Here is a 24,847-nt window from a genome sequence, read left to right as displayed (position 1 = left end):
CAACATGAAAGAATTCATCGTATTATCAGAAGAAGTAAAAGCAGGACAAGCAAAAGGCTTACCAATCGTAGCATTAGAATCAACAATTATTTCTCACGGAATGCCATATCCACAAAATGTACAAACAGCACGTGAAGTGGAACAAATTGTTCGTGATAATGGTGGAGTGCCAGCAACAATTGCTTTAATCGACGGTAAAATTAAAATTGGTTTATCAGATGAAGAACTTGAAATGTTCGGTAATGCACAAGGTGTAGCAAAAGCATCTCGTCGCGACTTAGGCTATCTTTTAGCATCAAAAAAATTAGGAGCTACAACTGTAGCTGCAACAATGATTTGTGCTGAGCTAGCTGGTATTGAAATTTTTGTAACTGGTGGTATCGGCGGGGTACACCGTGGTGCTGAAACAACAATGGATATTTCAGCAGATTTAGAAGAACTAGCACAAACAAATGTTGCCGTAATTTGTGCGGGCGCTAAGTCTATTTTAGATATTGGTTTAACTTTAGAATATCTTGAAACAAAAGGTGTGCCAGTCGTTGGATATGGTACAGATGAACTACCAGCATTCTATACACGTCAAAGTGGTTTTGATGTCAACTTCAAGATTGATACACCAGAGGAAGTGGCCGAAATGCTACGTGCAAAATGGCAATTAGGCTTAAAAGGCGGAGCTGTTATTGCTAACCCAATTCCAGAGTCTGACGCGCTTGAGCATTCATTCATTACTGAAATCATTGAAAAAGCTCTAGTAGAAGCAGAAGAAAACGGTATTCAAGGTAAAAACGTGACACCATTCTTACTTGGAAAAGTGAAAGAATTAACAGAAGGTAAAAGCCTTGTTGCCAATATTGCATTAGTAAAAAATAATGCAGTAGTTGGTACAAAAATTGCTGTAGCGTATAATAAATAAGCCGACAACTATGATACGATAAGAGAGACTCTTTGCGAAATATTGCATTCGCAAAGGGTCTTTTTATTCATTCAGGAGAATATTTTTCCATTTTTCACATTGTTCACGAGAATAACTAAACAAAATGACACAGTTACTTTACAATAGCCCATAAAATTTTATACAATTAAGTTTATATCTAATCTGAAAAATTTGACGAGCAAGGTGGACATGTTATGGCGAAAGAGCAAATTTTGACTCCCGAGGACGTTTTTGAGTTAGTCAAATCCTACATGAATGATGAAAATGTCGCATTCGTGAAAAAAGCATATGAATTAGCAAGGGATGCCCATATTGAGCAATTCCGAAGCTCAGGTGAACCGTATATTATTCACCCTGTGCAAGTAGCTGGAATTTTAGCTGAATTACAAATGGATCCTGAAACAGTTGCAGCTGGTTTTTTACATGATGTTGTCGAGGATACGGATTTTACGCGCGACGATTTGGTTCGTGAATTCGGCGAAGAGGTTGCGATGCTTGTAGATGGTGTAACAAAGCTGGGGAAAATTAAATATTTATCTAAAGAAGCGCAGCAAGCAGAAAATCATCGAAAAATGTTTGTAGCTATGGCGCAGGATATTCGTGTCATTTTGATTAAACTGGCAGACCGTCTACATAATATGCGCACGTTAAAGCATTTACCTGCAGAAAAACAACGCCGTATTTCTAAAGAAACGCTTGAAATTTTTGCACCACTCGCGCATCGTCTTGGGATTTCGACTGTTAAATGGGAGCTTGAGGATACAGCACTTCGTTATTTAAATCCACAGCAATATTATCGCATTGTCAGTCTTATGAAGAAAAAACGTGATGAGCGTGAGGCCTATTTAGATAATGTAATGGGTGAGATGAAGTCACAGCTTACAGATGTTGAAATTGAAGCAGATATATATGGTCGCCCAAAACATATTTACAGTATTTATCGTAAAATGGTGTTACAAAAGAAACAATTCAACGAGATTTATGATTTATTAGCCATTCGTGTACTTGTCGATAGTATTAAAGATTGCTATGCCGTGCTTGGGATTGTGCATACATTATGGAAGCCAATGCCTGGACGTTTTAAAGATTATATTGCGATGCCAAAACAAAACCTATATCAATCCCTGCATACAACAGTAATTGGTCCTTATGGTGACCCATTAGAAGTTCAAATTCGTACGAAGGAAATGCATAAAATTGCCGAGTACGGGATTGCAGCGCATTGGGCGTATAAAGAAGGTAAAAAAGTTGATAATGAAAAACAAAATGTCGACCAAAAATTAACGTGGTTCCGAGAAATTTTAGAATTCCAAAACGAATCTTCTAATGCTGAAGAATTTATGGAATCTTTAAAATTTGATTTATTCTCTGATATGGTCTATGTATTCACACCTGAAGGAGATGTCATTGAATTACCAGCAGGCTCTGTACCGATCGACTTCGCATATCGTGTGCATTCAGAAGTTGGGAATCGTACAATTGGCGCGAAAATCAATGGTAAAATGGTGCCACTTGATACACCGTTAAAAACGGGAGATATTATTGAAATTTTAACGTCTAAGCAATCATTTGGTCCGAGTCGCGATTGGCTAAAAATTGCCCAATCCTCACAGGCGAAAAATAAAATAAAGCAGTTTTTCAAACGTCATCTTCGTGAGGAAAATATCATCAAAGGTAAAGAGATGATAGAAAAGGAAATCCGCGCACAAGGTTTTGACGTAAAAGAAACAATGTCAGCGGACAATTTGAAGCGAGTATGCGAAAAATTCAACTATACAAATGAAGAAGATTTATATGCAGCTGTTGGCATGAATGGAATTACAGCTCAGCAAGTTGTTAATCGTCTAGCGGAAAAACGTCGCAAAGAGCGTGAACAGGAAGAAGCGCTAGAGAAAATTGAACAAAAAATGAAAAACCCTATTCCGCAAAAACGTACGGAATCGGGTGTTATCGTAAAAGATATCGACAATATGCTTATTCGACTTTCACGTTGTTGTACGCCAGTTCCTGGAGATGAAATTGTAGGCTTCATTACGAAAGGAAGAGGTGTTTCAGTGCACCGTGCGGACTGTCCAAATATTCAAGTTGATGATGAGCAGGAGCGCTTAATAGAAGTTGAATGGGAACATGGACTTACTCCAGAAAAAAAAGAATACCCTGTCGATATTGAAGTTTCGGCCTTCGATAGACCAGGAATTTTAAATGAAATCATGCAAATTGTTAGCGAAACGAAAACGAATATTTTAGCAGTGAGTGGTCGTGCAGATCGTGATAAAATGGCAACGATTCATTTAACGATTTCGATTTCAAATATTTCGCATTTGCATAAAGTAGTGGAACGTATTAAGCAAACACCTGATATATATTCAGTACAACGTGTTATTAACTAATTGGGATGTTAGGCAGTAGCAACTTTGTTATGTACCGAAAATGGAACTTCTGGTGCATACAATAGGAGAATTGAGGTTTTAAAAAATGAAAGTAGTTTTACAACGTAGTAAAGCAGCCTCTGTTACGGTTGACGGAAAAGTAACGGGTGCTATTGATAGCGGTTATGTTCTTCTGGTTGGCATTACACACGGGGATACGCAGGAGGATGTTGAATATTTAGCGAAAAAAGTAGCGAATCTCCGCCTTTGGGAAGATGCTGATGGAAAAATGAATCATTCCATTTTAGAGCATGGAGGGGCTATTCTATCCGTTTCACAATTTACATTGTATGGAGATGCAAAAAAGGGGAATCGTCCAAGTTTTACAAGTGCAGCAAGACCAGAAGTTGCGGAACCGTTATGGGAGGCTTTTAATAATTCCTTACGTGAACACGGTTTACATGTGGAAACAGGAATATTTGGTGCAATGATGGATGTTGCACTGACAAATGATGGCCCTATTACAATACTTCTTGAGTCTAAATAATTGGTACATTTCCTATGATTCCTTCATACATTAAATAGTATGGTTAGTTTTGTAGGAAGGAAGTGTATTAAAGATGACGCAGGTAGGAAGCATATCAAATCCATATTTATACGAGACTCTTAACATGATGATTGGTCAGGCAATTGTAGTGCAAACTAAGAAAAATATTCAGCAAGGAAAATTAATCTCTGTATTACCTGATGATATTGTTTTAGAGGTTAGCCATACGCCATTTTTCATTAGTATGAAGGAGATTGTATGGGTTACGCTAGCAACAATGAAAAAATAAGCGCATAAAGGACCTCTATACTCATGTAATGTGAGTTGGAGGCCTTTTTTCGTTTGAGTGTACATAATATTTGACAGTGAGTACTGAAAGGCAAACACCATAACTTATAACGTCTATAACAAAGAGTCATTTAAAACAAAATAAATAAGCTGCAAGGGAAGTACAATTCTACTTTCCTTTGCAGCTTATTAATAATCTCCGCTGATACAAGTTTCACTTTATCGATCTTCGTTAAAGTATTTTAAAATACCTTGGTAGATACCGAGAGTAGCTTGTTCACGGAATTTAGCGTTTGTAATAACACGTTCCTCACTACCATTACTTAAGTAGCCTAGCTCAATGAGTGCAGCTTGTTGACGATTTTCTCGTAGAACTAAATAATTTCCTTGTTGGGTACCACGATTCTTTAAATCGATTTTATTGGAAAGTCCATTATTTATTGCCTCTGCAAGACCTTGTTGATTACTGTTCATATAATATGAGGTGAAGCCATTAACGGAGCTATCGTCTGTTGCATCATAATGAATACTGATAAAAGCATCTGCCTCATACTGGTGCGCAATTGAGACGCGTTTACGGAGTGCAACATATTCATCTGATTCTCTTGTCATGACAACATTTGCTCCAGCAGCACTCAACTTTGAAGCTAGAAGAGAAGCTGTTTTCAATGTAATTTCCTTCTCATTTGTTCCACGTTGTCCGGTAGTGCCGTGATCATTACCGCCATGTCCAGCATCTACGACAATTGTTAGCCCATTTAAAGTGCCTTTCTTGCGTGGTGTAGATTTATCTTTTTTTATAGCAGTAGTTGTTTTGCTCGACGAAGTAGTAGTAACGACCCAGTTCGCCACAAATGCAGTTTTGTCATCTACTTGTATTTCATAAAAGTCATTTTTAGCGCCTACAATAGGGTAGGTTTCACCGGCATCTACACGTACAACAACATCAGCAGTCGTTGATGCATCTGTCCGTAGGTTTGTCCCATTATAAATGATTGTGACAGATTCAAGCTCTGAGGAAGAAGAAGCAGATTTTGATGTCGTTTTTCCTTTATTTGAAAAAGTACCATAAAAGCTATAAACCCAACCTGCTTTATTATCGTTATATTGAATTTTTACCCAGTTATGCTCTTGAGCCAGCACTTTAAAGGCTTGTCCATTTGAAGCTGTTCCTATTTTTTTAGCATTTAAGTCGGGATTTTGGCGCACATTAAGTGCATCTACTAAAACTGTAAATGTTGTATCTTTGTTGGTTTTTTTTGTAGTAGATACTTCAACTTTAGGTTCATCAGCCTCAGCCTTAACCTTTTTTTCAGGTAGGTCATTGATTGTAACATAGTCAGTAGATACCCACCCAACTAGTCCGTTCCAATCTATTTTTGCCCATTCACCATTTTTTTCAATAAGTTTAGATTGGCTGCCTATTGATAATTGTCCTAGAACTGCTGAAGATATGTCAGGTTCAGTACGAATATTTAGACGATCAACTTGTGATATCAACGTTTGATCAACCGTTTGTTTATCGTTTATTGAAGTTGTTAGCCAAGATGCTACCCAACCTTCGTAATTGCCTGCTTTTACTTGAATCCAGTCACCTTCACGACTAATAGAAGTTAGCGAATCACCCTCATCTAATGTTGTAATGATTGGATAAGACAGTCCAGGTCCCTCACGTAAATGAAGAATCGTTCCAGTTACTTTTAAATCACTGGTGTCTGCTAGTGCTCTTTGAATATTATTCATATTTGGAATCGCAATTATTAGCACTAGTACGAAGATGATACTAATATTTAAAAGTTTTGTCCTCATCAGACTCCTCCTATCTTGTGCTATTTTACCATGCTTTAGTAATAGAATTCGTGGGAAAAAGGTAATGGAATTTGTTATTTTATCGAATGTATTGTAAAAAAAATAAAAACAGTTGACATTGCCTTTTGTTGTGACTAACATAAAGGGTAATCAAAAAATGATTAACCGCTTATGACCAAGCGAGTAGCATATACCTCTATTGGAGAAGAGAGGGAAAGACCTAGGCTGAAATCTTTCCTACAAAAATGTATATTGTGAACAACACTTGAGAGGCTTTTTTCTGAAAAGGTAACGCTTAGTAGGAAAAAACGGAATCGGCCGTTATCCGATTTGGAGGAGGACGCATGTATTTGATGCGTCAACTAGGGTGGAACCGCGGAAGCTTGTACAGCTCTCGTCCCTTGCATAACGCAAGGAGGCGAGGGCTTTTTTAGTGGACAAAAAATAAGAGAAGTCCAGAAGACAGCTTGCTCATAAGCAATTAATAAAGGAGGTTTTTCTATGAGTTTTAAAGTGCCACGAGGGACACAAGATATTTTGCCTGGTCAATCAGAAAAATGGCAAAAGATAGAAGCGGTTATCCGTGATATCTGTCGTGTCTATCGCTACAATGAAATTCGTACACCAATTTTTGAGCAAACAGATTTATTTGCACGTGGTGTCGGTGAAACAACAGATGTTGTTCAAAAAGAAATGTATACATTTGAAGATCGCGGTGGCCGTTCGTTAACATTACGTCCGGAGAATACAGCTGGTGTAGTTCGTGCTTATGTTGAGCATAAAATGTTTGGTGCACCTGATCAACCAGTAAAGCTTTCATATTTAGGACCAATGTTCCGTTATGAACGTCAACAAGCAGGGCGCTACCGTCAATTTGTTCAATTTGGAGTAGAAGCAATTGGTTCAGCTGATCCAGCCATTGATGCAGAAGTTATTGCACTAGCAATGGATGTCTATGAATCAGCAGGTTTAAAAGATTTAAAATTAGTCATTAACTCACTTGGTGACAAAGATACACGTGATACACACCGTACAGCACTGCTACAACATTTCGAACCACATATTCATGAGTTTTGTTCAGACTGCCAAAATCGTTTGCAAAAAAACCCACTACGTATTTTAGACTGTAAGGTAGACCGCGAGCACCCATTAATGCAATCTGCACCTGCATTAACTGATTTCCTAACTGAGGAGTCAGCAGCATATTTCGCTCAAGTTAAAACGTACTTAGATACACTGGGAATTTCGTATGAGGTCGATCCAAATCTTGTAAGAGGTCTTGATTATTACAATCATACGACTTTTGAAATTATGTCAACGGCTTCAGGATTTGGATCAATTACTACACTTTGTGGTGGGGGTCGCTATAATGGCCTTGTGCAAGAAATTGGTGGACCAGAAGTACCAGGTATTGGTTTCGCATTAAGTATTGAGCGTCTGTTGCTTGCACTTGAAGCTGAAGGTGTTGAATTAGACACAGCATCGGGACTCGATGTTTATATGATCGCTATGGGCGAAGAAGCGAAGCTAAAAACTGTAGAATTAACAAGTACCTTCCGTGCTAAGGGCATTTCTGCAGAGATGGATTATTTAGATCGCAAAATGAAAGCTCAAATGAAATCAGCAGACCGTTTAGGTGCGAAATATACGATTGTTTTAGGCGAAACGGAACTTGAAGAGCAAGTAGCTACTGTTAAACATATGGAATCAGGTGAACAACAAAAAGTAGCGTTCTCGGAATTAGTGAACTACCTATTAAAACAATAAGCGAATCTGTTAAAATATAAATCGTTTATAGATCAATACAGGATTATCTGTCCAATTCAAATATCTACGTCATTTGGACAGATAATTCATCTAATGAACTGCTAATTTTCCTTGGCATCCATTCACTACTAGTAGGAACGGTATGCTACATAAGTAAAATAAACGGTTCATCAACGAAAGTTGGGGATGACATTTTGTGAAAACGTATGTCAAGTGGATAAATCAACCCAAAGTTATGGAGATGAGCCAAATAAATTTTGGAGGAATTAAATAATGGCAACAAGAACACATGCTAGTAATGAACTTTCAGAAGTATTAAAAGGCGAAAAAGTCGTATTAAAAGGTTGGGTACAACGTCGTCGCGACTTAGGCGGTTTAATCTTCATTGATTTACGTGACCGTACTGGAATCACTCAGGTAGTGTTTAGCCCTGATGTTGCAGAAGCACATGCTCTAGCCGATAAAGTGCGTAGTGAGTACGTAATTGAAGTAGAGGGGACAGTTATTCTTCGTGCAGAAGATCAAATCAACCCAAATGTACCAAACGGCAAAATTGAAGTAGAAGCAACAAAATTAGTCGTTATTAATACGGCAAAAACAACACCATTCCAAATCGAAGATCGTACTGATGTATCTGAAGATTTGCGTTTAAAATATCGTTATCTTGACCTGCGTCGTCCTGTTATGTTTGACACATTTAAAATGCGTTCAGACGTTACTCGTACAATTCGTAACTTCTTACAAAACGAAGGCTTCTTAGAAGTAGAGACGCCAATTTTAACAAAATCATCTCCAGAAGGAGCTCGTGACTATTTAGTACCATCACGTGTTCATGAAGGCGAATTTTATGCACTACCACAATCACCTCAGCTATTTAAGCAATTATTAATGGTGTCTGGTTTCGAAAAATACTTCCAAATCGCACGTTGTTTCCGTGATGAAGACTTACGTGCTGACCGTCAACCAGAGTTTACACAAGTTGATATTGAAACAAGCTTTTTAACGCAAGAAGAAATTATTGAAATGAACGAACGCTTAATCCAAGCAGTTATGAAAGAAGTAAAAGGCATTGATATCCCTGCACCATTCCAACGTATGAAATATCAAGAAGCTATGGATCGTTACGGCTCAGATAAACCTGATGTACGTTTCGGCTTAGAGCTAGTTGCTTTAAATGATATTTTTGATGGCTGTAATTTCAAAGTGTTTGCTGATACAGTAGCACAAGGTAAGCAAGTAAAGAGTATCAACATTAAAGGTGCGGCAGACAAATACTCTCGTAAAGACATGGACGAGCTAACAAAATTCGTTGGTATTTATGGAGCAAAAGGTCTGGCTTGGTTAAAAGTAACGGAAGAAGGCTTAAACGGACCGATTGCAAAATTCTTTGACGAAGCATTAGCAGCTTCATTAATCGAACGTATGAAAGCTGAAGTGGGCGATATTTTAGTATTCGTTGCTGATAAAGCGTCTGTTGTAGCAGCATCTTTAGGTGCACTTCGTACGAAATTAGGTCAAGATTTGGGCTTAATCGACGAATCAGAATTTGCATTCCTATGGATCACAGATTGGCCATTATTAGAGTACTCTGAAGAAGACGGTCGCTATTATGCAGCGCACCATCCATTCACAAGTCCATTTGACGAAGATATTCCGTTAATGGAAACTGATCCTTCAGCTGTCCGCGCGCAAGCATACGATATCGTATTAAACGGATATGAGCTTGGTGGAGGTTCGCTACGTATTTATGAACGTGAATTACAAGAAAAAATGTTTAATTTACTTGGTTTCACAGAAGAAGAAGCAAGAGCTCAATTTGGCTACTTATTAGAAGCATTTGAATACGGAGTACCACCACATGGAGGTCTTGCATTTGGTCTTGACCGCTTCGTAATGCTACTTGCAGGCCGCACTAACTTACGTGACACAATTGCATTCCCGAAAACAGCAAGTGCAAGCTGCTTATTAACGAATGCACCAAGTGAAGTTTCTCTAGAACAATTGAATGAGTTAAATTTAGCAATTAAAACATTTAAAAGATAATTAATACTCCTAAATACCTGGATTCTCTAGCAAAATTTGTTGAGAATCTAGGTATTTTTTGCGTTTTCGAAAGAATGAAGATTTTTTTAAAGAAAATAGTTTGAATTGTCAGAAATATCGTGTTATTATAACTGTAATACGAATCCTGATGTGTTTGTCTAATTGCTAGCTCTACTTAACAGTTTTGACCGAACACATTAGAATCGGGAGCCTTCATTTTGTAGTCGCAAACAAGCCCCATGCGGAGCGGGACGTTTAAAGCTGCAAAGCAGGCACCCCCCTGCGAATTGCGGGTTCAAAACGAATGTTTCTTGGCATAACGGCACAATCGGGATTCGTCATACATAGTAAATAACCACAAAGAGGAGCATAAAATTAGCTCCTTTTTTAGTGCGAATAAATGGTTATTCAAAAAGACAACTGCATAGCAAGATTTATAATAGTTATTTGTAGAGGAGAAATGACGATGATTCTTGGCTTAAAAAGAAGGCTGGACGCCCCCAGGAAGCTATGCTCTGCGCGAAAGCGAAGCGTCAGCGGCAAAGTGCCCAGCCGGAACGGAGATCAACCCCACGTGATGATGATTTAGTGAAAAAATTAGAAAATATAAAAAATACTTTTTATTTTTGTAAAAGTGTCATATAATTGGTATAGACAACTATACCAAATTAAATGATAGCTTGTTAACTTCAGCAAAGCTCCTCAAAAAATGATTAGGGGGTGATCTATTGAAGAATACACTTTTAATTTCCAATGTTACGATAGTCAATCATGATGAGGCACCGATTAAGGGTGACTTATTCATTGATAATGGTAGGATTATTAAAATAAGTCATAACCTATCTGATCAGGCCGAATGCTATATAGATGGCAAAAATAAAAATTGGCTACTACTACCTGGCTATATTGATATGCACATACATGGCTCTGCTGGGCATGATGTGATGGATGCTACACAATTAGCATTACATCAAATGGCGCGTTCTTTAGTACAAGAAGGCGTTACGGGCTTCCTTGCTACTACAATGACGCAATCTATAGAAGCAATTGAAAGCGCTTTATCCAACGTTGCTCAATTTGAAAATAATGATGATGAGGCAAGCTTATTAGGGATACATGTAGAGGGGCCATATGTATCGAAAAAACGGGCAGGTGCTCAGCCAATAGAATACATTATTTTACCGTCTGCTGAGCAATTTACATCCTGGCAGAACATAAGTAAGCAACGCATTAAACAAGTCACAATTGCACCTGAGGTAGAGGGAGGCTTTACGTTTATTGAAGCGCTAAAAGATTTAAATGTTATTGCTTCCATTGGCCATTCTGACGCATCAATTGAGGAAGTGGATAAGGCAATAGCATTGGGAGTAAGGCAGGCTACACATTTATATAACCAAATGCGCCCTTTCCATCATCGCCAACCAGGTGTCGTTGGTGCAGTGCTTTTAGAAGATCAGGTGAAGACTGAAATTATAGCTGATTTCGTGCATAGCCATCCTCAAGCTGTAAAGCTAGCATATCGAATAAAAGGAGCGAATGGTATTATCTTAATTACAGATGCGATGCGGGCAAAAGGCTTACATTATGGTAATTATGATTTAGGTGGTCAAACCGTTCATGTTTCTAAGGATGGGGCTCATTTATCTAATGGGGCTTTAGCGGGTAGTGTGCTAACGATGGAGCAGGCAGTAAAAAATATGAAAGCAGTTACCGATTGCTCATTGCAGGAAATTGTCGCAATGTCCTCTACGAATGCTGCTAAACAATTACAGCTTGCAACTAAAGGTCGTATTGCAGAAGGATATGATGCAGATTTTGTATTACTAGATGAACATTTAAATGTACAAAAAACTATTTGTCGGGGTAAAGTTGTATTTGAGAAGTGAAAGTAAAGAGGCGATAAGGATGGTGCAACACTTGTTAGATAAAAATTCTCATATACCTATCTATATACAAATAGAAGAGATCATTAAACAACGTATTTATATAGAAGAATACAGAATTGGAGAAAATATACCTTCAGAACGAGAGCTTTCTACGCAGTTTGATGTTAGTAGAATGACTGTTCGTCAATCAATCACAAATTTAGTCAATAGCGGTTTACTGTATCGTGAAAAAGGGAAAGGTACATATGTCGCTAATCCAAAATTAGAACAACCGCTAAAAGGATTAACAAGTTTCACAGAGGATATGCGGGCTAGAGGAATGGAACCAAGCAGTAAAGTTTTACGCTTTGAAAAAATCGTACCACCAATTGATATTGCTAGAGATTTAATGATAGAGCCGAGCGAAGAGGTATTCTTCGTTGTTCGAATCCGTAGTGCAGATTCCAAGCCAATGGCAATCGAAAGAACGTATATTCCCGTGAAAGTATATCCAGAATTAGATGAAAAGAAAATAATGGGGTCATTGTATGCGTTAATCGAAGCAAAATTCCATCAAAAAATTGGAAATGCTATTCAGCAAATGGAGGCAGCTATTGTTCCAAAAGAAGATAGTAAATTTTTGCAAATTAATCATACTGCGCCTGTGTTAATTATTAAACGTACAAGTTATTTATCTGATGGAGTTCCGTTCGAGCTTGTGCGAAGTACTTATCGAGCTGATCGATACAAATTCATTAGTGAAATTAAAAGGTGATCCTATGGATGCATATTTTTTAGAAATTCAAAAGTTAATGCAGGTCGTGAGAGAGCAAGAATATGCCCAAATAAAAGAGGCCGCACAATTAATTGTCCAAAGGCTTCAATGCGGAGGAATTGTCCAATTATTTGGTTGTGGACATTCTCATCTTTTAGCACAGGACGCATTTTATCGTGCGGGAGGACTTGTACCTGTTCGTCCTATCATTATTGAACCTTTAACTTTACATGCAGGAGCAATGACATCATCTAAAAACGAGAAGGACCCGACTATCATTGAACGGTATAAATATCATTTTGATTTTCATGAAAATGATATTTGCATTGTTATTTCTACATCCGGAAGAAATCAAGCACCGTTAGATGTGGCCTTTTTAGCGAAAGAAACAGGAGTGTTGGTCATGTCTTTGCAATCTCTTGCTTATTGCGAACAACCGACCCGTCATCAAAGTGGACAGCGATTAGAGGATGTAGTAGATGTAGTGATCGATACGCATATACCAATAGGAGATGGTTTGCTGCATCACCATGAAATACAGTATGCACCATCCTCTACAGTGATTGGCTCATTTATTTTAAATGCATTATTCAGTGAAATCATTGAGAACATGGCTTTATCTGACGAAATATTACCAGTTTTTAAAAGTAATAATGTTGACTCTGATTTGTCTCATAATGAGGCTATGATTACCAATTATCAACATCGTATTAACTTTAAATGACATGCGGAGGGATATCGATGAAGAAAATGTATAAAATAACAGCGCCAGAGGGACTACATGCTAGACCGGCAGCATTACTTGTAACGGCTGTAACACCGTTTGAGTGTGACGTTCAGTTAACGTATAAAGAGAAATCGGTCAATTTAAAATCAATTATGGGCGTTATGTCACAAGGGGTAGCACCTGGAAGCATTGTAGAAATTTCAGCAGAGGGATCTGATGCCGAGAAGCTTTTTGAAACAATAACAGAAGTTATGGTTTCAAAAGGAATTGGTGAGGAATGTTAGAAATACAAGGAATTGCTGTTTCTCGAGGCATCGCCTTTGCAAATGCGTATTGTTTAAAGGAACCAGATCTAACTTTTGAAGAAGTTAAGATTACTGATGTACATGCTGAACTAGAAAGGTTCAAGGCGGCTATTGTTAAAACGAAAGCGGAACTTCAAGAAATTCATGAAATAGCTCAGGAGAAATTTGGTGCTGAAAAGGCGGCTATTTTCGAGGCACATCTATTAGTGCTAGAGGATCCTGAAATGCTTACGTCTATTGAAGCGAAAATTCAATCTGGGGTGAATGCTGAATTTGCATTAGATAAAGTATCGAATATGTTCATTGCAATGTTTGAAGGGCTAGATAATGTCTATATGCAGGAGCGAGTCGCAGATATTCGAGATGTATCTAAACGGGTATTAGCCCATTTATTAGGGGTTGAAATGGTGGATATGAATCGTTTAACCTCTGAAGTTATTATCGTTGCTAAAGACTTAACACCGTCCATGACTGCGATGTTAGATACAACGTATGTAAAAGGGTTTATAACGGATATTGGTGGCAAAACATCTCATTCTGCTATTCTCGCAAGAACGTTAGAGATTCCAGCAGTAGTTGGGACGAAAAATGCCACGGAAGGTATTCAACATGGAGCATCAATTGTTTTAGATGGGACAAATGGCAAGATTTTTGTCAACGCTTCATCGGAAATAACTAGCTTTTATTTGCAGCAACAACGTTTACACAATGAAGAGAAGGAAGAACTTCTTCGATATCGTTCATTACCAAGTTTGAGTGCGGATGGATTTTCAGTAGAAATTGCAGGGAATATAGGAAACCCTGAAGATGCGGATATGGTCATTAATGCTGGTGGAGATGGTATTGGCTTGTTTCGTACAGAGTTTTTATATATGGAACGACAGGAGCTACCAACTGAGGAGGAGCAGTTTCAAGCATATAAAAGCGTACTTGAGAAAATGCAAGGCAAGCCAACGATTGTTCGGACATTAGATATTGGTGGCGATAAAAATCTACCATATTTAAAACTTGCTGAAGAGATGAACCCTTTTCTTGGCTATCGAGCAATTCGAATTAGTTTAACCCAACAAGAAATGTTTCGTGTACAGATTCGCGCATTACTAAAATCAAGCGCTTACGGCAATTTAAAAATTATGTTTCCGATGATTGCTACATTGGATGAATTTAAAATGGCGAAGGCAATATTGCTTGAAGAAAAACAAAGTTTGAAGAGTGATGGATATCTTATATCTGAAACACTAGAAGTGGGGATGATGATTGAAATTCCGTCGGCAGCGATCATTGCAGATGTATTTGCAAAGGAAGTAGATTTTTTCTCAATTGGTACAAATGATTTAATCCAATACACGTTAGCAGCGGATCGCATGAACGAAAATGTTTCTTATTTATATCAACCGTATCATCCTGCTGTTTTAAGACTTATAAAAAATGTCATTGATGCAGCACAGCATCATGGAAAATGGGTAGGTATGTGTGGTGAAATGGCTGCAGATGAAATAGCGTTACCGATTTTACTGGGATTTGGATTAAATGAGTTTTCCATGAGTGCTTCCTCTATTTTAAAGACTCGTGCACATCTCGCTAAGCTTTCTAAACAACAGCTAACACCACATAATGAGCGCATCTTACTATTATCCACGGCCTCAGAAGTCGAGGAATATGTGAAAAATAATCTATTAAGTTTATCTTGAATTGTACGAATATTCAGTACCTGAAAGGGGTGCTCTAGCGTATGGAAATAAAAATAATCCCTCCAAAAGATTATTTACAGGTACATCAATTAAGAGATTATTGTTTTCCTAATAAGTATACGGGTGCGCGACGCGATGATTTTCACTATTGGATTGAGCATAGCACAACATTAGGTGCTTACGATGAACATAAAGTAGTTGGACAGCTATTAATATTGCCACTTAATATGACAATTCATGGTGAAAATTACAAGATGGGTGGAATTAGCTTTGTTGCAACATATCCTGAATATCGGCAACAAGGTATTATCAAAAAGCTTATGACCGAGGCACTGAAGAAAATGCGAGAAAATGGGCAGAGCACTTCTGTGTTAGCACCATTCTCCGTATCCTTTTATCGTTACTTTGGCTGGGAATTATTTTTTGAGAAGTTATGTTATACCATTCCGCAATTGCTGTTTCCTTCTTTCGGAAAGCAGCTGGACGTAGTAAAACGTATGAGCTTTGAATGGCCAGATCATTATCTTTTTCAGGCAATTAAGGATTTTCATAATGCACAATCGATTTTTAGTAATGGGAGTATGCTGCGAGATGATGCTTGGTGGAAAAGGATAGAAAGAAGGATGCCTGATAGTCATTTTGCGGCATATTTTAAGGAAGATAAAATTGCGGGTTATATTCGCTATATCATTCAGGATGGAACGTTTGAGATTCATGATTTTATAGCTGAAGATTTACCAGCAGAACAAGCGATTTGGCGTTTTATCACGTCTCATGCTGCGAGTGTAAGTAACATTAAAGGAGTTACTTCTAACGATCATCAATTTGGCTTTTATTTTAAAGAACCACAGTTTAAAAAGGAAGTCGTTCAAGATGTGATGGTAAGAATAGTAGATGCTTTGATGTTCATGCAACATTATCCGTGGGGCGATATTCAGGAGCCGTTATATATTCAAATTGAAGATCCATTTTGTAGTTGGAATGAGCACGCATATAAAATAAATAAAAGTGGAGATGTCTCGATAATTGAGACAAATTCTATCCCAAATGTGCATATGTTAACATTACCAATCAATCTTTTTTCAGCGATGATGGTAGGCTATCTTTCTGTAAAGGATGCTGCCTTGTATGCAAATGAAGAAATGGCTGATGACATTATAGATCGATGGCAGCAAGCGTTACCCTCTAATAAACCAGCATTCTATGAATACTTTTAACTTCTTTCAGCAAATGTTTTTGTAGCGAAAGTTAAGCGTCAGTAACATATGTCTTTTGTGCTGAAAGCGTAGCGACAGCAACAAGGGTGACCAACATCGTGCTACTACGCTACGCTAACACTACGCTTTTGCGCAAAAAACATTTGTTGGCCAAAAGCCTCGAGACGCAATTATGCCGAAGTATAATTGATGTATCGATGTCGTGTCATGTGGTGAAAAGTGGATATGAATGTAGTTGATTCTGAAAAATTAAATTTTTTTGAACTTTTTTCTGGACTATACCAGTTAGGTGAATCCATTCTGTAGTCTGTAACAGAGTTATAGCCCAATTTTTAAAGTCTCTCCACAAGGGAGGAAATGGTGTAAAAAGTATATTGTGGTATATACCAATTGATGCTATTCTCATCATAAGAAAGCGATTTCATAGTTGAAAAATCATAAAAATAAAAGTTAAAAAGACGAACTTAATCATGAAAAGGAGTGTTTTTATGAAAAACATTATGCTAGTGTGCGTAGCGGGAATGAGTACTAGTTTGCTAGTGTCAAAGATGCAAAAAGCCGCACAAGATCAAAACATTGAGGCAGATATTTATGCGATTGCTGAAGGTGAGGTTGACAAAGTATTAGCTACTAAAATGGCGGATGTGATGCTATTGGGTCCTCAAGTCCGTTACTTAAAAGGGACATATGAAAAAAAATACAAGGCAATGAATTTTCCGATTGAAGTCATTAACATGGCGGATTACGGCATGATGAATGGCGAAAATGTTTTAAAGCAAGCGTTACAGTTGATTGGTTAAGGGGGCAGCGACAATGGAAGAAACAGTTTTGATGGAATCTATTATGGGACTGATTGTGCACAGTGGTAATACGAGAAGTGAATGTATGGAGGCTATCCAGCTAGCGAAAAATGGTCAGATTCAGGAAGCGAAGGAAAAAATACAGTTAGCTAACGATGCATTGATTGAAGCGCATCATTCTCAGACGGCTCTACTTTCACAAGAAGCAAGGGGAGAAAAAGTAGAAGTGTCAATGCTGTTAATTCACGCGCAGGATCATTTAATGAATGCCATTACGTTTCGTGATTTAGCAACTGAAATGATTGAGTTGTATGAACGAATCAAAGGGGAATAGCATCAAGCCTTGATGTCACAATAAAAAGTAAAGGGAGTGTGTGAAATGTTCCGTTTTTTAGAAGAAAAATTTGTGCCAGTCGCAGCTAGAGTAGGGAATCAGCGTCATTTAGTTGCCATTCGAGATGGATTTATTACAATCATGCCATTGACAATTGTTGGGTCACTTGCGATTCTTGTTAATACTTTGCCTATCAAATTCTATCAAAATGCGCTCGATGCCATCTGGAAGCATGAAACTTGGACACAGTGGGGCGGCAATGTTTGGGGAGCGACATTTGGAATCATCTCTCTGTTATTAGCCTTTTCCGTAGCCTACCATTTGACAAAAAGCTATGACAAGGATGCGTTATCTGGTGGTGTTATAGGTCTTGCGAGTTATATGACATTTGGCACGTTTGGAGAAGGTGGTTTAACAGGGTTAACAACGGGTACTGGAGGAATATTTGTTGCGCTCATTGCAGCTTTGATTTCTGCAGAAATATTCTCACGTTTATCTGGGAACCCTAAGCTGTTAATTAAAATGCCAGCTGGTGTGCCAGCTGCTGTTTCAAAATCATTTGCTGCATTACTACCAGCGATTATTACGATTGGCTTACTAGCATTAGTACGTACAATCGTTTCAGCCGGATTTAATATTCCAGATATTATTGGAACGTTTTATTCATCGATTCAAGAGCCGTTTATGGGATTAACAAATACATGGGTAGCAGGTCTTATTTTAGCGTTTATTCCAACCTTCTTATGGTCTTTCGGTATTCATGGTGCAAATATTATTGAGCCATTTATGCAATCTATTAACTTACAAGCAATAGATGCTAACGTTGCAGCTATTTCAGCTGGAAAAGCTGCGCCTTATATCATTAATAAACCATTCTTTGATGCTTTTATCAATATGGGTGGTTCAGGTACAACAATTGCCTTAATTATTGCTATATTCATCATTGCAAGAAAGAATAAGCAGTATAATACGGTCGGTAAGCTATCAGCAGCGCCAGGACTATTTAACATTAATGAACCGTTACTGTTCGGTTTACCAATTGTGCTTAATCCGATTTTATTTATGCCTTTTATCTTAACGCCAATGGTTAATGTCACAATCGCCTTTTTTGCAACGAAATGGGGATTAGTACCTGCAGCAACGATTGCAGTTCCATGGAATACGCCTCCAATACTTAATGGTCTCTTGGTAACGCAATCATGGCGTGGTGCTGTGCTCAGTATCGTCTTAATCGTAGTTGCGATATGTATTTACCTACCATTCTTATCAATGGCAAACCGCATGGCAAAGCAGAATGAACTACGGGCTGCTGAAGCAGAGTCTCAAAAAGATCAGCATGTTACAAAATTAGAGAGTCAAAAAGTAGAAGTGTAATTGTGAGCTAACGGAGGTATTTAAATTGAAAAGATTAGGGATTTCACTATATCCTCAGCATAGTACACTAGACGATATGAAGCGATATGTTCAGCTCGCTCATGACAATGGTTTTGATCGAATATTTACATGTCTTATGTCATTAAATAATGATCAGGAACGACAAAAATTACAACAAATCAATAAATTTGCGCAGCAGCTTGACTTTGAAATTTCAGCTGATATTGCCCCAGCTGTTTTTGAAGATTTAGACTTAACGTATAAAGATATCGGTTACTTTAAGGAGCATTATCATTTAGCGGCATTGCGCTTAGATATGGGCTTTTCTGGTCAGGAAGAAGCGTTTATGTCGCTCGATGCAAGTAATTTAAAAATAGAATTAAATATTAGTAACGGTACTAAATATGTAGAAAATATATTATCCTATCAACCGAATAAAGATAATATTATTGGCTGCCATAATTTTTATCCGAGACGTTTCACAGGTTTATCACGTCAACATTTTTTACAAACATCTCAACAATTTAAAGCAAATCATATTCGTACAGCAGCCATGATTTCATCACAGCATGCTATGTTCGGACCTTGGGAAGAAACCGAGCATGGATTACCTACATTAGAAGAGCATCGTCATCTGCCAATTACTGTGCAAGCAAAGGATTTATGGCACACTGGTTTAATAGATGATTGCATTATCGGCAATATGTATGCTTCTGAGGAAGAAATACGTGCGTTAGGTCAATTAAATCGCCATAAGCTAGAGCTGAAAGTTGAGCAGTCTATTGAAACGTCTATTTTAGAAGAAGCCATCCTTTTTAAGGAGCCACATTTTAATCGTGGCGATGTTTCGGATTATGTGATCCGTAGTACGCAATCTCGTGTTAAATATAAAAATGGTGACTTCCCTGTACATGATAGCCACCCATTAACATTGGGCGATGTGACAATCGATAATAATTTAGATGTACGTTATAAAGGTGAGCTCCAAATTGTTTTAAAGGAGATGCCGAATGCCGGATCAACAAATGTTGTGGCAAGAGTAGTAGTAGAAGAGCAATTTTTATTAGCACATATTCAGCCTTGGGCATCATTTGGCTTTACGAAATGATTACAGAAGAAGGGATTAAGCCATTAGTAGATAGTGCTTAATCCCTTTTTATCTTTAGTAAGCAGATATTTTCTGAGCGAAAGCGAAGCGGCAGCTCCAAGTGATTGCTATAGCGACAGCCAAGCTAAGGCAAAATCTAGATGAAAGGAGTAAAGATATGTATGTATTAGCGATTGACGGTGGGGGAACGAAAACGTCAGCAGTGATTTGTGATGAACTGGGCAATGTTTATGCTAAAGTAGTAACGACTCGCAGTAACCCAACAGCTATGGGTATTCAATTTTTTAAGTCAACAATTCATGATATACTACAAAATTTGCAACAACAAAATCTGCAAGTATTTGCAGCTATAGATAGTTGTTTTGCTGGCATGGCTGGAGTTAAGGAGCTACAGGCAGAGGAAGTTGTAGAATCGATAGTACGTCAATACGTTCCTAAAACAGCACCTGTGATTGTTGATAATGATGCTCTAATTGCACTTTATGCAGGCACACTTGGGCAGGCTGGTATTGTGCAAATTGCAGGGACAGGCGCTATTACGATGGGCTACGATCGTGAGCAACATTTTCATAGAGTTGGGGGCTGGGGTTATCTTTTTGATGATGAAGGCAGTGGCTATGATTTAGGTGTTCAAGTGCTGAAGGCTATTTTTCAAAGCTATGATGGGCGAGGAGACCCGACAGCATTGACAGATGTAGTATTACGTTATTTTTCTGTAGAAAATGTACCACAATTAATAGAGCGTATATATGGAGAAGAGCATCCTCGGACAGTGATTGCACCGTTAAGTAAATATGTTTTTGACGTGGCAGAAAAAGGTGATCCTGTTGCTATTAAAATCATTGAGGATGCAAGTAAGAAATATTATGTGGCGATTAAAGCATGTTACGCTCATATGACTTGGGAGGAAGGGAAAGTACCTGTTGTATTAGTGGGTGGCGTTTTTAATAATGAAGCATATTTTTTACCGAAATTACAGCAATTCGCACAGGCTGACGAGATACCATTGCAATTTATGGCACCAGTTTTACAACCAATCGGCGGGGCGGTAATTGCAGCTTTCAAGCAAATAAACGCTCAGCTCGGCTCAGATTTTGTGGAATGTTTCTCCGAAAATTATGAACAGGAATTATAGTGATGAGACTAAAGGCAATTGGATTATGATTTATTCAATTGCCTAAATTTTTTATAGATTTTTATGGGCTCAATTCAAACTTTACATACTTAAAAAGTATTTGATTAGGAATACTTAATTTTTTTAGTTATAATTTTTACTTGATGAATATCGTGATAAAATGTAAGATAAGTTTGATTTTATCTTAGTATTTAACTAGGTTTACTAATAAAGTGATTAGCTGGGTGCTTTATCCAACGCTGATCACCAATCGGGCTTTAACGGGCAATGTAAATTACTGCCCATTAAAGCGTGCTAAAAATTCAATAGACGGAGAGTGTAAGGATGTTACATCAATTTTCACGTAATGAGCTCGCAATAGGAACAGAGGGACTCGAAAAATTAAAAAATACAACGGTAGCCATTCTTGGTGTAGGCGGTGTAGGTTCATTTGCAGCTGAGGCATGTGCGCGAAGTGGTATTGGCCGCATTATTTTGGTAGATAAGGATAATGTTGATATTACGAATGTGAATCGTCAATTAGTTGCCTATCTTTCAACGGTCGGACAATCTAAGTCAGGTGTCATGAAAGAGCGTATTGCTGATATTAATCCAGAATGTGAAGTAATCGATATGCATATGTTTTACACAGAGGAAACATATGAGGAATTTTTCGCGCAAGGCATAGATTATGTCATTGATGCAAGTGATACAGTGATGTATAAAATTCATATTATGAAGGAATGTTTAAAGCGTAAAATTCCAATGATATCTAGCATGGGTGCAGCCAATAAAATGGATCCAACACGGTTCAAAATTGCAGATATTTCTAAAACGCATACGGACCCATTGGCTAAAGTAATCCGTACAAAATTACGTAAGGATGGTATTCATAAAGGAGTAACGGTTGTGTTCTCAGATGAGAGTCCTATTGTTGTTCGTCCAGATGTTGTAGAGCATGTCGGAAAACCGGATGCAGCTATCCGTAAAGCAAAAATGCCTCCATCTTCCAATGCCTTTGTTCCCTCAGTGGCAGGCTTAATCGCTGCCAGCTGGGTAGTGAATACAATCTTAAAAGATGTAAAAATTACACGTGTACAAGGTTAATACAACCTCGAAAAATCTGTTATGTCGATAAATATAAAAAGTTAGTCGATAAATTCAAAACTTTCATCGATAAATTAACAATATCTATCGATAAACTCAAATAATTTCTCGATAAAATAAAAGTGGAACGAAATCACCCTTAGTAATGGTGATGGGCCATTTTATGGAAGTAGCTGTCTCAATTGAAGACAGCTGCTTTTTCTATGCTACAATAGGAGCGTTGTAAAAAAAGGGATCTACGATATTTGCTAGGGTATCTATACAATTTGAGATGTTTGGACGGCTTTATATTACGACTCCTCCAACATTTGCTGTAGAACCTACAAAAGGAGGCGTTTTATTATGGGGCAAATCTATCAAATGGAATATAGAGGCTTAAATCTATTCGATGAAATTAGTACAGTAGAATTAGCTATTGATGAAGAAGGGCAAACAATTCACATTTTTGATGTTGGACAAGTTGTTAGCCCTATTTTTAATTTTGATGTTTCGGCCTACGAGCTATCAGATGGTTTTTATAAAATGGCGGATATACTTCGACATAAACGTATATTGACAAATCAACAGCCAGGTAATGAATTAACGCTTAGCGAGTGGTTAATTACAAATACTGCCTATTTTTATATGCCACAAAAAAGAATAAAAAAATATGCTCAAGGAAGTATTATAGAAATAGTTGATCGAACGAAAGAGCAATCTTTATTTGCTGATTATGTACAAAGAATATAATTCTACCAAAATTGTTCGCATAAGGTGCTAAAAATGCTATTAATTCACTAAATTGCCTTATTTTTTTCATGTACCCACTTCTCTATTTGGTTTATTGCTATAATTTTAATAATTCCAATAGATAATAAAAAAGTTTGTTTGGATGTGCAGGACTGCCTAGGGGAGTAGGAATGACGTTTAGAAAACAAATGACAACATGGGAGAGTGGGAAAATGGAAATTCAAGTAATTCGTGATCATTTAGACATTGTAAAACTTCAAGAGAAAATGAATGATATTGTATTTGACTATTTGGATACATCTAATAATTATCCAAAGGCTATGAGAGAACTAAATCCTTTATATACACAAGCTACAACATTTTATAAAGAGTATTTAGACAATAGAGCGGGTGAATTACCAAGTGCCAATACATATTGGCATTTGTTTATAGATTGCTGTGCAAAGCTGTGTTACTTTTTAGCGGCATCAACGTATTATTCAACCAATGAGTTACAAAAAACACCCGAAAAAGTTGAGCAATTATTAACGATTGCTGCCTATTCTTTACCTAGCATTGACCAGGAAGAGAATGAACAATTATTAGTAGCAATTTTTGCACTTTATCGTGAAGTAGTAGGGGATGAAGAGAAAACATCATCATTACGAAATGCGGTGCTTGAACAAAAAGGTTCAATCAAACAATGCTTACAACAATTTAAAGTATTTGTTGATAATGAAATGACGAAATAATTTAAGAGTGATTGAATCATTTTTTTAAAATAATATAACAACTAGAATCTGCTTACTTTTTGAGGTTGATCCACCAATCCTTACAGTACTCTGCTTTGTGAGGGTGATTGGGTTTCAAGTTCTTAAAGTATTGCAGATTTTTTTGTGAATGTTAATAGATTATAGTGAGAAGACCGTGAAGTCCGTTATTGTAGTGTTAAAATTTTGTTGTGCGAAAATAAAAAAAGGACTTTTTTCTTAAAAGGTATTTATAAATTTTTGTCGAAATATAGTTAAAAATTGCAAATCTATTTGCAAGCTTTATGGCTCAGTATCAATAGTAACGGAAATTAACCATACGTTATGGTGGTGATGAAGGTTTATTCCATGCTGTATGAATTTATAGGAAAGGGGCCGTTCAATGTTAGTAAACGGTATCGAAATCGATTTGGCGAAATTAGAAAAACCGCTCTTATTAGTAAGTGAGGATGGGGAACTTCTATTTCGACAGTTAATACAAGAAACACCTGAACATGAGCTTACCCAATGCCAATTAGCCCTCTCGACAAGAAAATCTATCTCATTAGTAAGGGATTTCTGGTTCGCTATGTATAAAGATCGAGAAAAATTATATATCAACAGTGGACATGCGCTCCTGTATCCAATTCGTTTAATCATATTCGAACTTGTGACACAAGACGATTCCTTTAAACGTTTGTCGAAAAAATCTTTTGGAGATGAGTGTTTGTCACTTATTTATGCCATTGTCCTATTACAATTTGTCTTACGGTGGATAAAGGAACGTTTTAGTGATAACAAGGAAGTTTATGAGTCATTAAAATTATTATATAGAACAACTGATGATAATATAGATGATCAATCCTCTCCATCAAGGGAGCAATCAATTGGTCAAGCAATTGCTGTAAAAGCAATACGTTCTGAAGTACGGGAGAACACCCAGGAATTTGCTAGTCTACTTTATCAAACCTACAATTTTCTTCATTATTTACATGATATCGAAAAGGACAAAGAGGAGAAAGAAACGACGAGACTGCCATCGATGAAAAATGTAGAAGATGCATTTAACCAATTTTACAAAACACGCTATACAACAAATAAGGCAATCTTTACAGGATGATTGTTTAGCAGTCTGTCCTGTTTTTTTAGAGAAAGTAATAAGATAAAAAAATAAGGCGCTTCTTGTTAAAATTGAAGTGCGATTGAAGTGCCCTAT

At 37.4% G+C, this 24,847-nt stretch carries 22 protein-coding genes, 1 other RNA gene and 1 other annotated feature; of the genes, 22 read left to right on the top strand and 1 reads right to left on the bottom strand.

All coding sequences use genetic code 11. The features are described 5' to 3' along the window. Positions 1–4 precede the first annotated feature (4 nt). The 4 genes from ABH966_RS02215 (at position 5) to ABH966_RS02200 (ending at position 4,139) form a co-directional block, all read left to right on the top strand. Positions 5–913, top strand: coding sequence for a pseudouridine-5'-phosphate glycosidase (locus ABH966_RS02215; RefSeq protein WP_370075398.1), 909 nt, complete (start codon positions 5–7; stop codon positions 911–913). Between the two features lie 215 nt (positions 914–1,128). Further along, positions 1,129–3,324, top strand: a complete 2,196-nt coding sequence (locus ABH966_RS02210; protein WP_370075397.1) for a RelA/SpoT family protein — start codon at positions 1,129–1,131, stop codon at positions 3,322–3,324. 85 nt (positions 3,325–3,409) lie between these two features. Next, on the top strand, positions 3,410–3,850 hold the full coding sequence (dtd, locus tag ABH966_RS02205) for a D-aminoacyl-tRNA deacylase (RefSeq protein WP_370075396.1): 441 nt from the start codon (positions 3,410–3,412) through the stop codon (positions 3,848–3,850). A gap of 73 nt (positions 3,851–3,923) precedes the next feature. Next, positions 3,924–4,139, top strand: coding sequence for a DUF2642 domain-containing protein (locus tag ABH966_RS02200; protein WP_370075395.1), 216 nt, complete (start codon positions 3,924–3,926; stop codon positions 4,137–4,139). 218 nt (positions 4,140–4,357) lie between these two features. Here the strand turns inward: ABH966_RS02200 and ABH966_RS02195 are convergent, their stop codons facing one another. Beyond that, positions 4,358–5,947, bottom strand: a complete 1,590-nt coding sequence (locus tag ABH966_RS02195) for an N-acetylmuramoyl-L-alanine amidase family protein (RefSeq protein ID WP_370075394.1) — start codon at positions 5,945–5,947, stop codon at positions 4,358–4,360. 162 nt (positions 5,948–6,109) lie between these two features. After that, positions 6,110–6,352 (top strand) — a binding site (T-box leader). A 96-nt stretch (positions 6,353–6,448) separates the two neighbouring features. Between ABH966_RS02195 and hisS the strand changes: the two genes are divergently transcribed. From hisS to ABH966_RS02105, 18 genes are all read left to right on the top strand, one after another. Beyond that, complete coding sequence (gene hisS, locus ABH966_RS02190; RefSeq protein ID WP_370075393.1) at positions 6,449–7,714, top strand: histidine--tRNA ligase; 1,266 nt, start codon at positions 6,449–6,451, stop codon at positions 7,712–7,714. Positions 7,715–7,987: 273 nt separating this feature from the next. After that, positions 7,988–9,757: an aspartate--tRNA ligase gene (gene aspS / locus ABH966_RS02185; protein ID WP_370075392.1), complete on the top strand. Its 1,770-nt coding sequence runs from the start codon at positions 7,988–7,990 to the stop codon at positions 9,755–9,757. 139 nt (positions 9,758–9,896) lie between these two features. Further along, positions 9,897–10,096: non-coding RNA, 6S RNA (gene ssrS / locus ABH966_RS02180), on the top strand. A gap of 389 nt (positions 10,097–10,485) precedes the next feature. Further along, positions 10,486–11,643, top strand: coding sequence for an N-acetylglucosamine-6-phosphate deacetylase (gene nagA, locus ABH966_RS02175; protein ID WP_370075391.1), 1,158 nt, complete (start codon positions 10,486–10,488; stop codon positions 11,641–11,643). A gap of 31 nt (positions 11,644–11,674) precedes the next feature. Then, the gene (locus tag ABH966_RS02170; protein WP_370075821.1) at positions 11,675–12,397 is read left to right on the top strand and encodes a GntR family transcriptional regulator; all 723 of its coding nucleotides are present in this window, start codon (positions 11,675–11,677) and stop codon (positions 12,395–12,397) included. Between the two features lie 4 nt (positions 12,398–12,401). Then, complete coding sequence (locus tag ABH966_RS02165; RefSeq protein WP_483308134.1) at positions 12,402–13,121, top strand: sugar isomerase domain-containing protein; 720 nt, start codon at positions 12,402–12,404, stop codon at positions 13,119–13,121. Positions 13,122–13,138: 17 nt separating this feature from the next. Beyond that, on the top strand, positions 13,139–13,408 hold the full coding sequence (locus tag ABH966_RS02160; protein ID WP_370075389.1) for an HPr family phosphocarrier protein: 270 nt from the start codon (positions 13,139–13,141) through the stop codon (positions 13,406–13,408). Next, complete coding sequence (ptsP, locus tag ABH966_RS02155; protein WP_370075388.1) at positions 13,402–15,120, top strand: phosphoenolpyruvate--protein phosphotransferase; 1,719 nt, start codon at positions 13,402–13,404, stop codon at positions 15,118–15,120. Before ABH966_RS02160 ends, ptsP begins: the two co-directional genes overlap by 7 nt. Positions 15,121–15,161: 41 nt before the next feature. Then, positions 15,162–16,337: a GNAT family N-acetyltransferase gene (locus tag ABH966_RS02150; protein ID WP_370075387.1), complete on the top strand. Its 1,176-nt coding sequence runs from the start codon at positions 15,162–15,164 to the stop codon at positions 16,335–16,337. A gap of 488 nt (positions 16,338–16,825) precedes the next feature. Beyond that, complete coding sequence (locus ABH966_RS02145) at positions 16,826–17,137, top strand: PTS sugar transporter subunit IIB (protein ID WP_370075386.1); 312 nt, start codon at positions 16,826–16,828, stop codon at positions 17,135–17,137. Positions 17,138–17,150: 13 nt separating this feature from the next. Beyond that, on the top strand, positions 17,151–17,471 hold the full coding sequence (locus ABH966_RS02140; RefSeq protein WP_049667708.1) for a PTS lactose/cellobiose transporter subunit IIA: 321 nt from the start codon (positions 17,151–17,153) through the stop codon (positions 17,469–17,471). Between the two features lie 45 nt (positions 17,472–17,516). Continuing rightward, entirely contained in the window at positions 17,517–18,845 is a 1,329-nt protein-coding gene (locus ABH966_RS02135) for a PTS sugar transporter subunit IIC (RefSeq protein WP_370075385.1), read from the top strand. A 25-nt stretch (positions 18,846–18,870) separates the two neighbouring features. After that, positions 18,871–19,953, top strand: coding sequence for a DUF871 domain-containing protein (locus ABH966_RS02130; RefSeq protein ID WP_370075384.1), 1,083 nt, complete (start codon positions 18,871–18,873; stop codon positions 19,951–19,953). 157 nt (positions 19,954–20,110) lie between these two features. After that, complete coding sequence (locus ABH966_RS02125; RefSeq protein WP_370075383.1) at positions 20,111–21,088, top strand: N-acetylglucosamine kinase; 978 nt, start codon at positions 20,111–20,113, stop codon at positions 21,086–21,088. A gap of 324 nt (positions 21,089–21,412) precedes the next feature. Then, positions 21,413–22,174, top strand: coding sequence for a tRNA threonylcarbamoyladenosine dehydratase (locus ABH966_RS02120; RefSeq protein ID WP_370075382.1), 762 nt, complete (start codon positions 21,413–21,415; stop codon positions 22,172–22,174). Positions 22,175–22,516: 342 nt separating this feature from the next. Continuing rightward, positions 22,517–22,903, top strand: coding sequence for a hypothetical protein (locus ABH966_RS02115; protein ID WP_370075381.1), 387 nt, complete (start codon positions 22,517–22,519; stop codon positions 22,901–22,903). Positions 22,904–23,073: 170 nt separating this feature from the next. After that, positions 23,074–23,634, top strand: coding sequence for a hypothetical protein (locus tag ABH966_RS02110; protein ID WP_370075380.1), 561 nt, complete (start codon positions 23,074–23,076; stop codon positions 23,632–23,634). A 400-nt stretch (positions 23,635–24,034) separates the two neighbouring features. Continuing rightward, the gene (locus ABH966_RS02105; RefSeq protein WP_370075379.1) at positions 24,035–24,751 is read left to right on the top strand and encodes a hypothetical protein; all 717 of its coding nucleotides are present in this window, start codon (positions 24,035–24,037) and stop codon (positions 24,749–24,751) included. Positions 24,752–24,847 lie beyond the last annotated feature (96 nt).

Origin of the sequence: Lysinibacillus sp. RC46 (assembly GCF_041262385.1) — a bacterium.
Taxonomy (GTDB): Bacteria; Bacillota; Bacilli; order Bacillales_A; family Planococcaceae; genus Lysinibacillus.
Note: the sequence above shows the minus strand (reverse complement) of the source record. Positions and strands in the feature narration are given on the sequence as shown.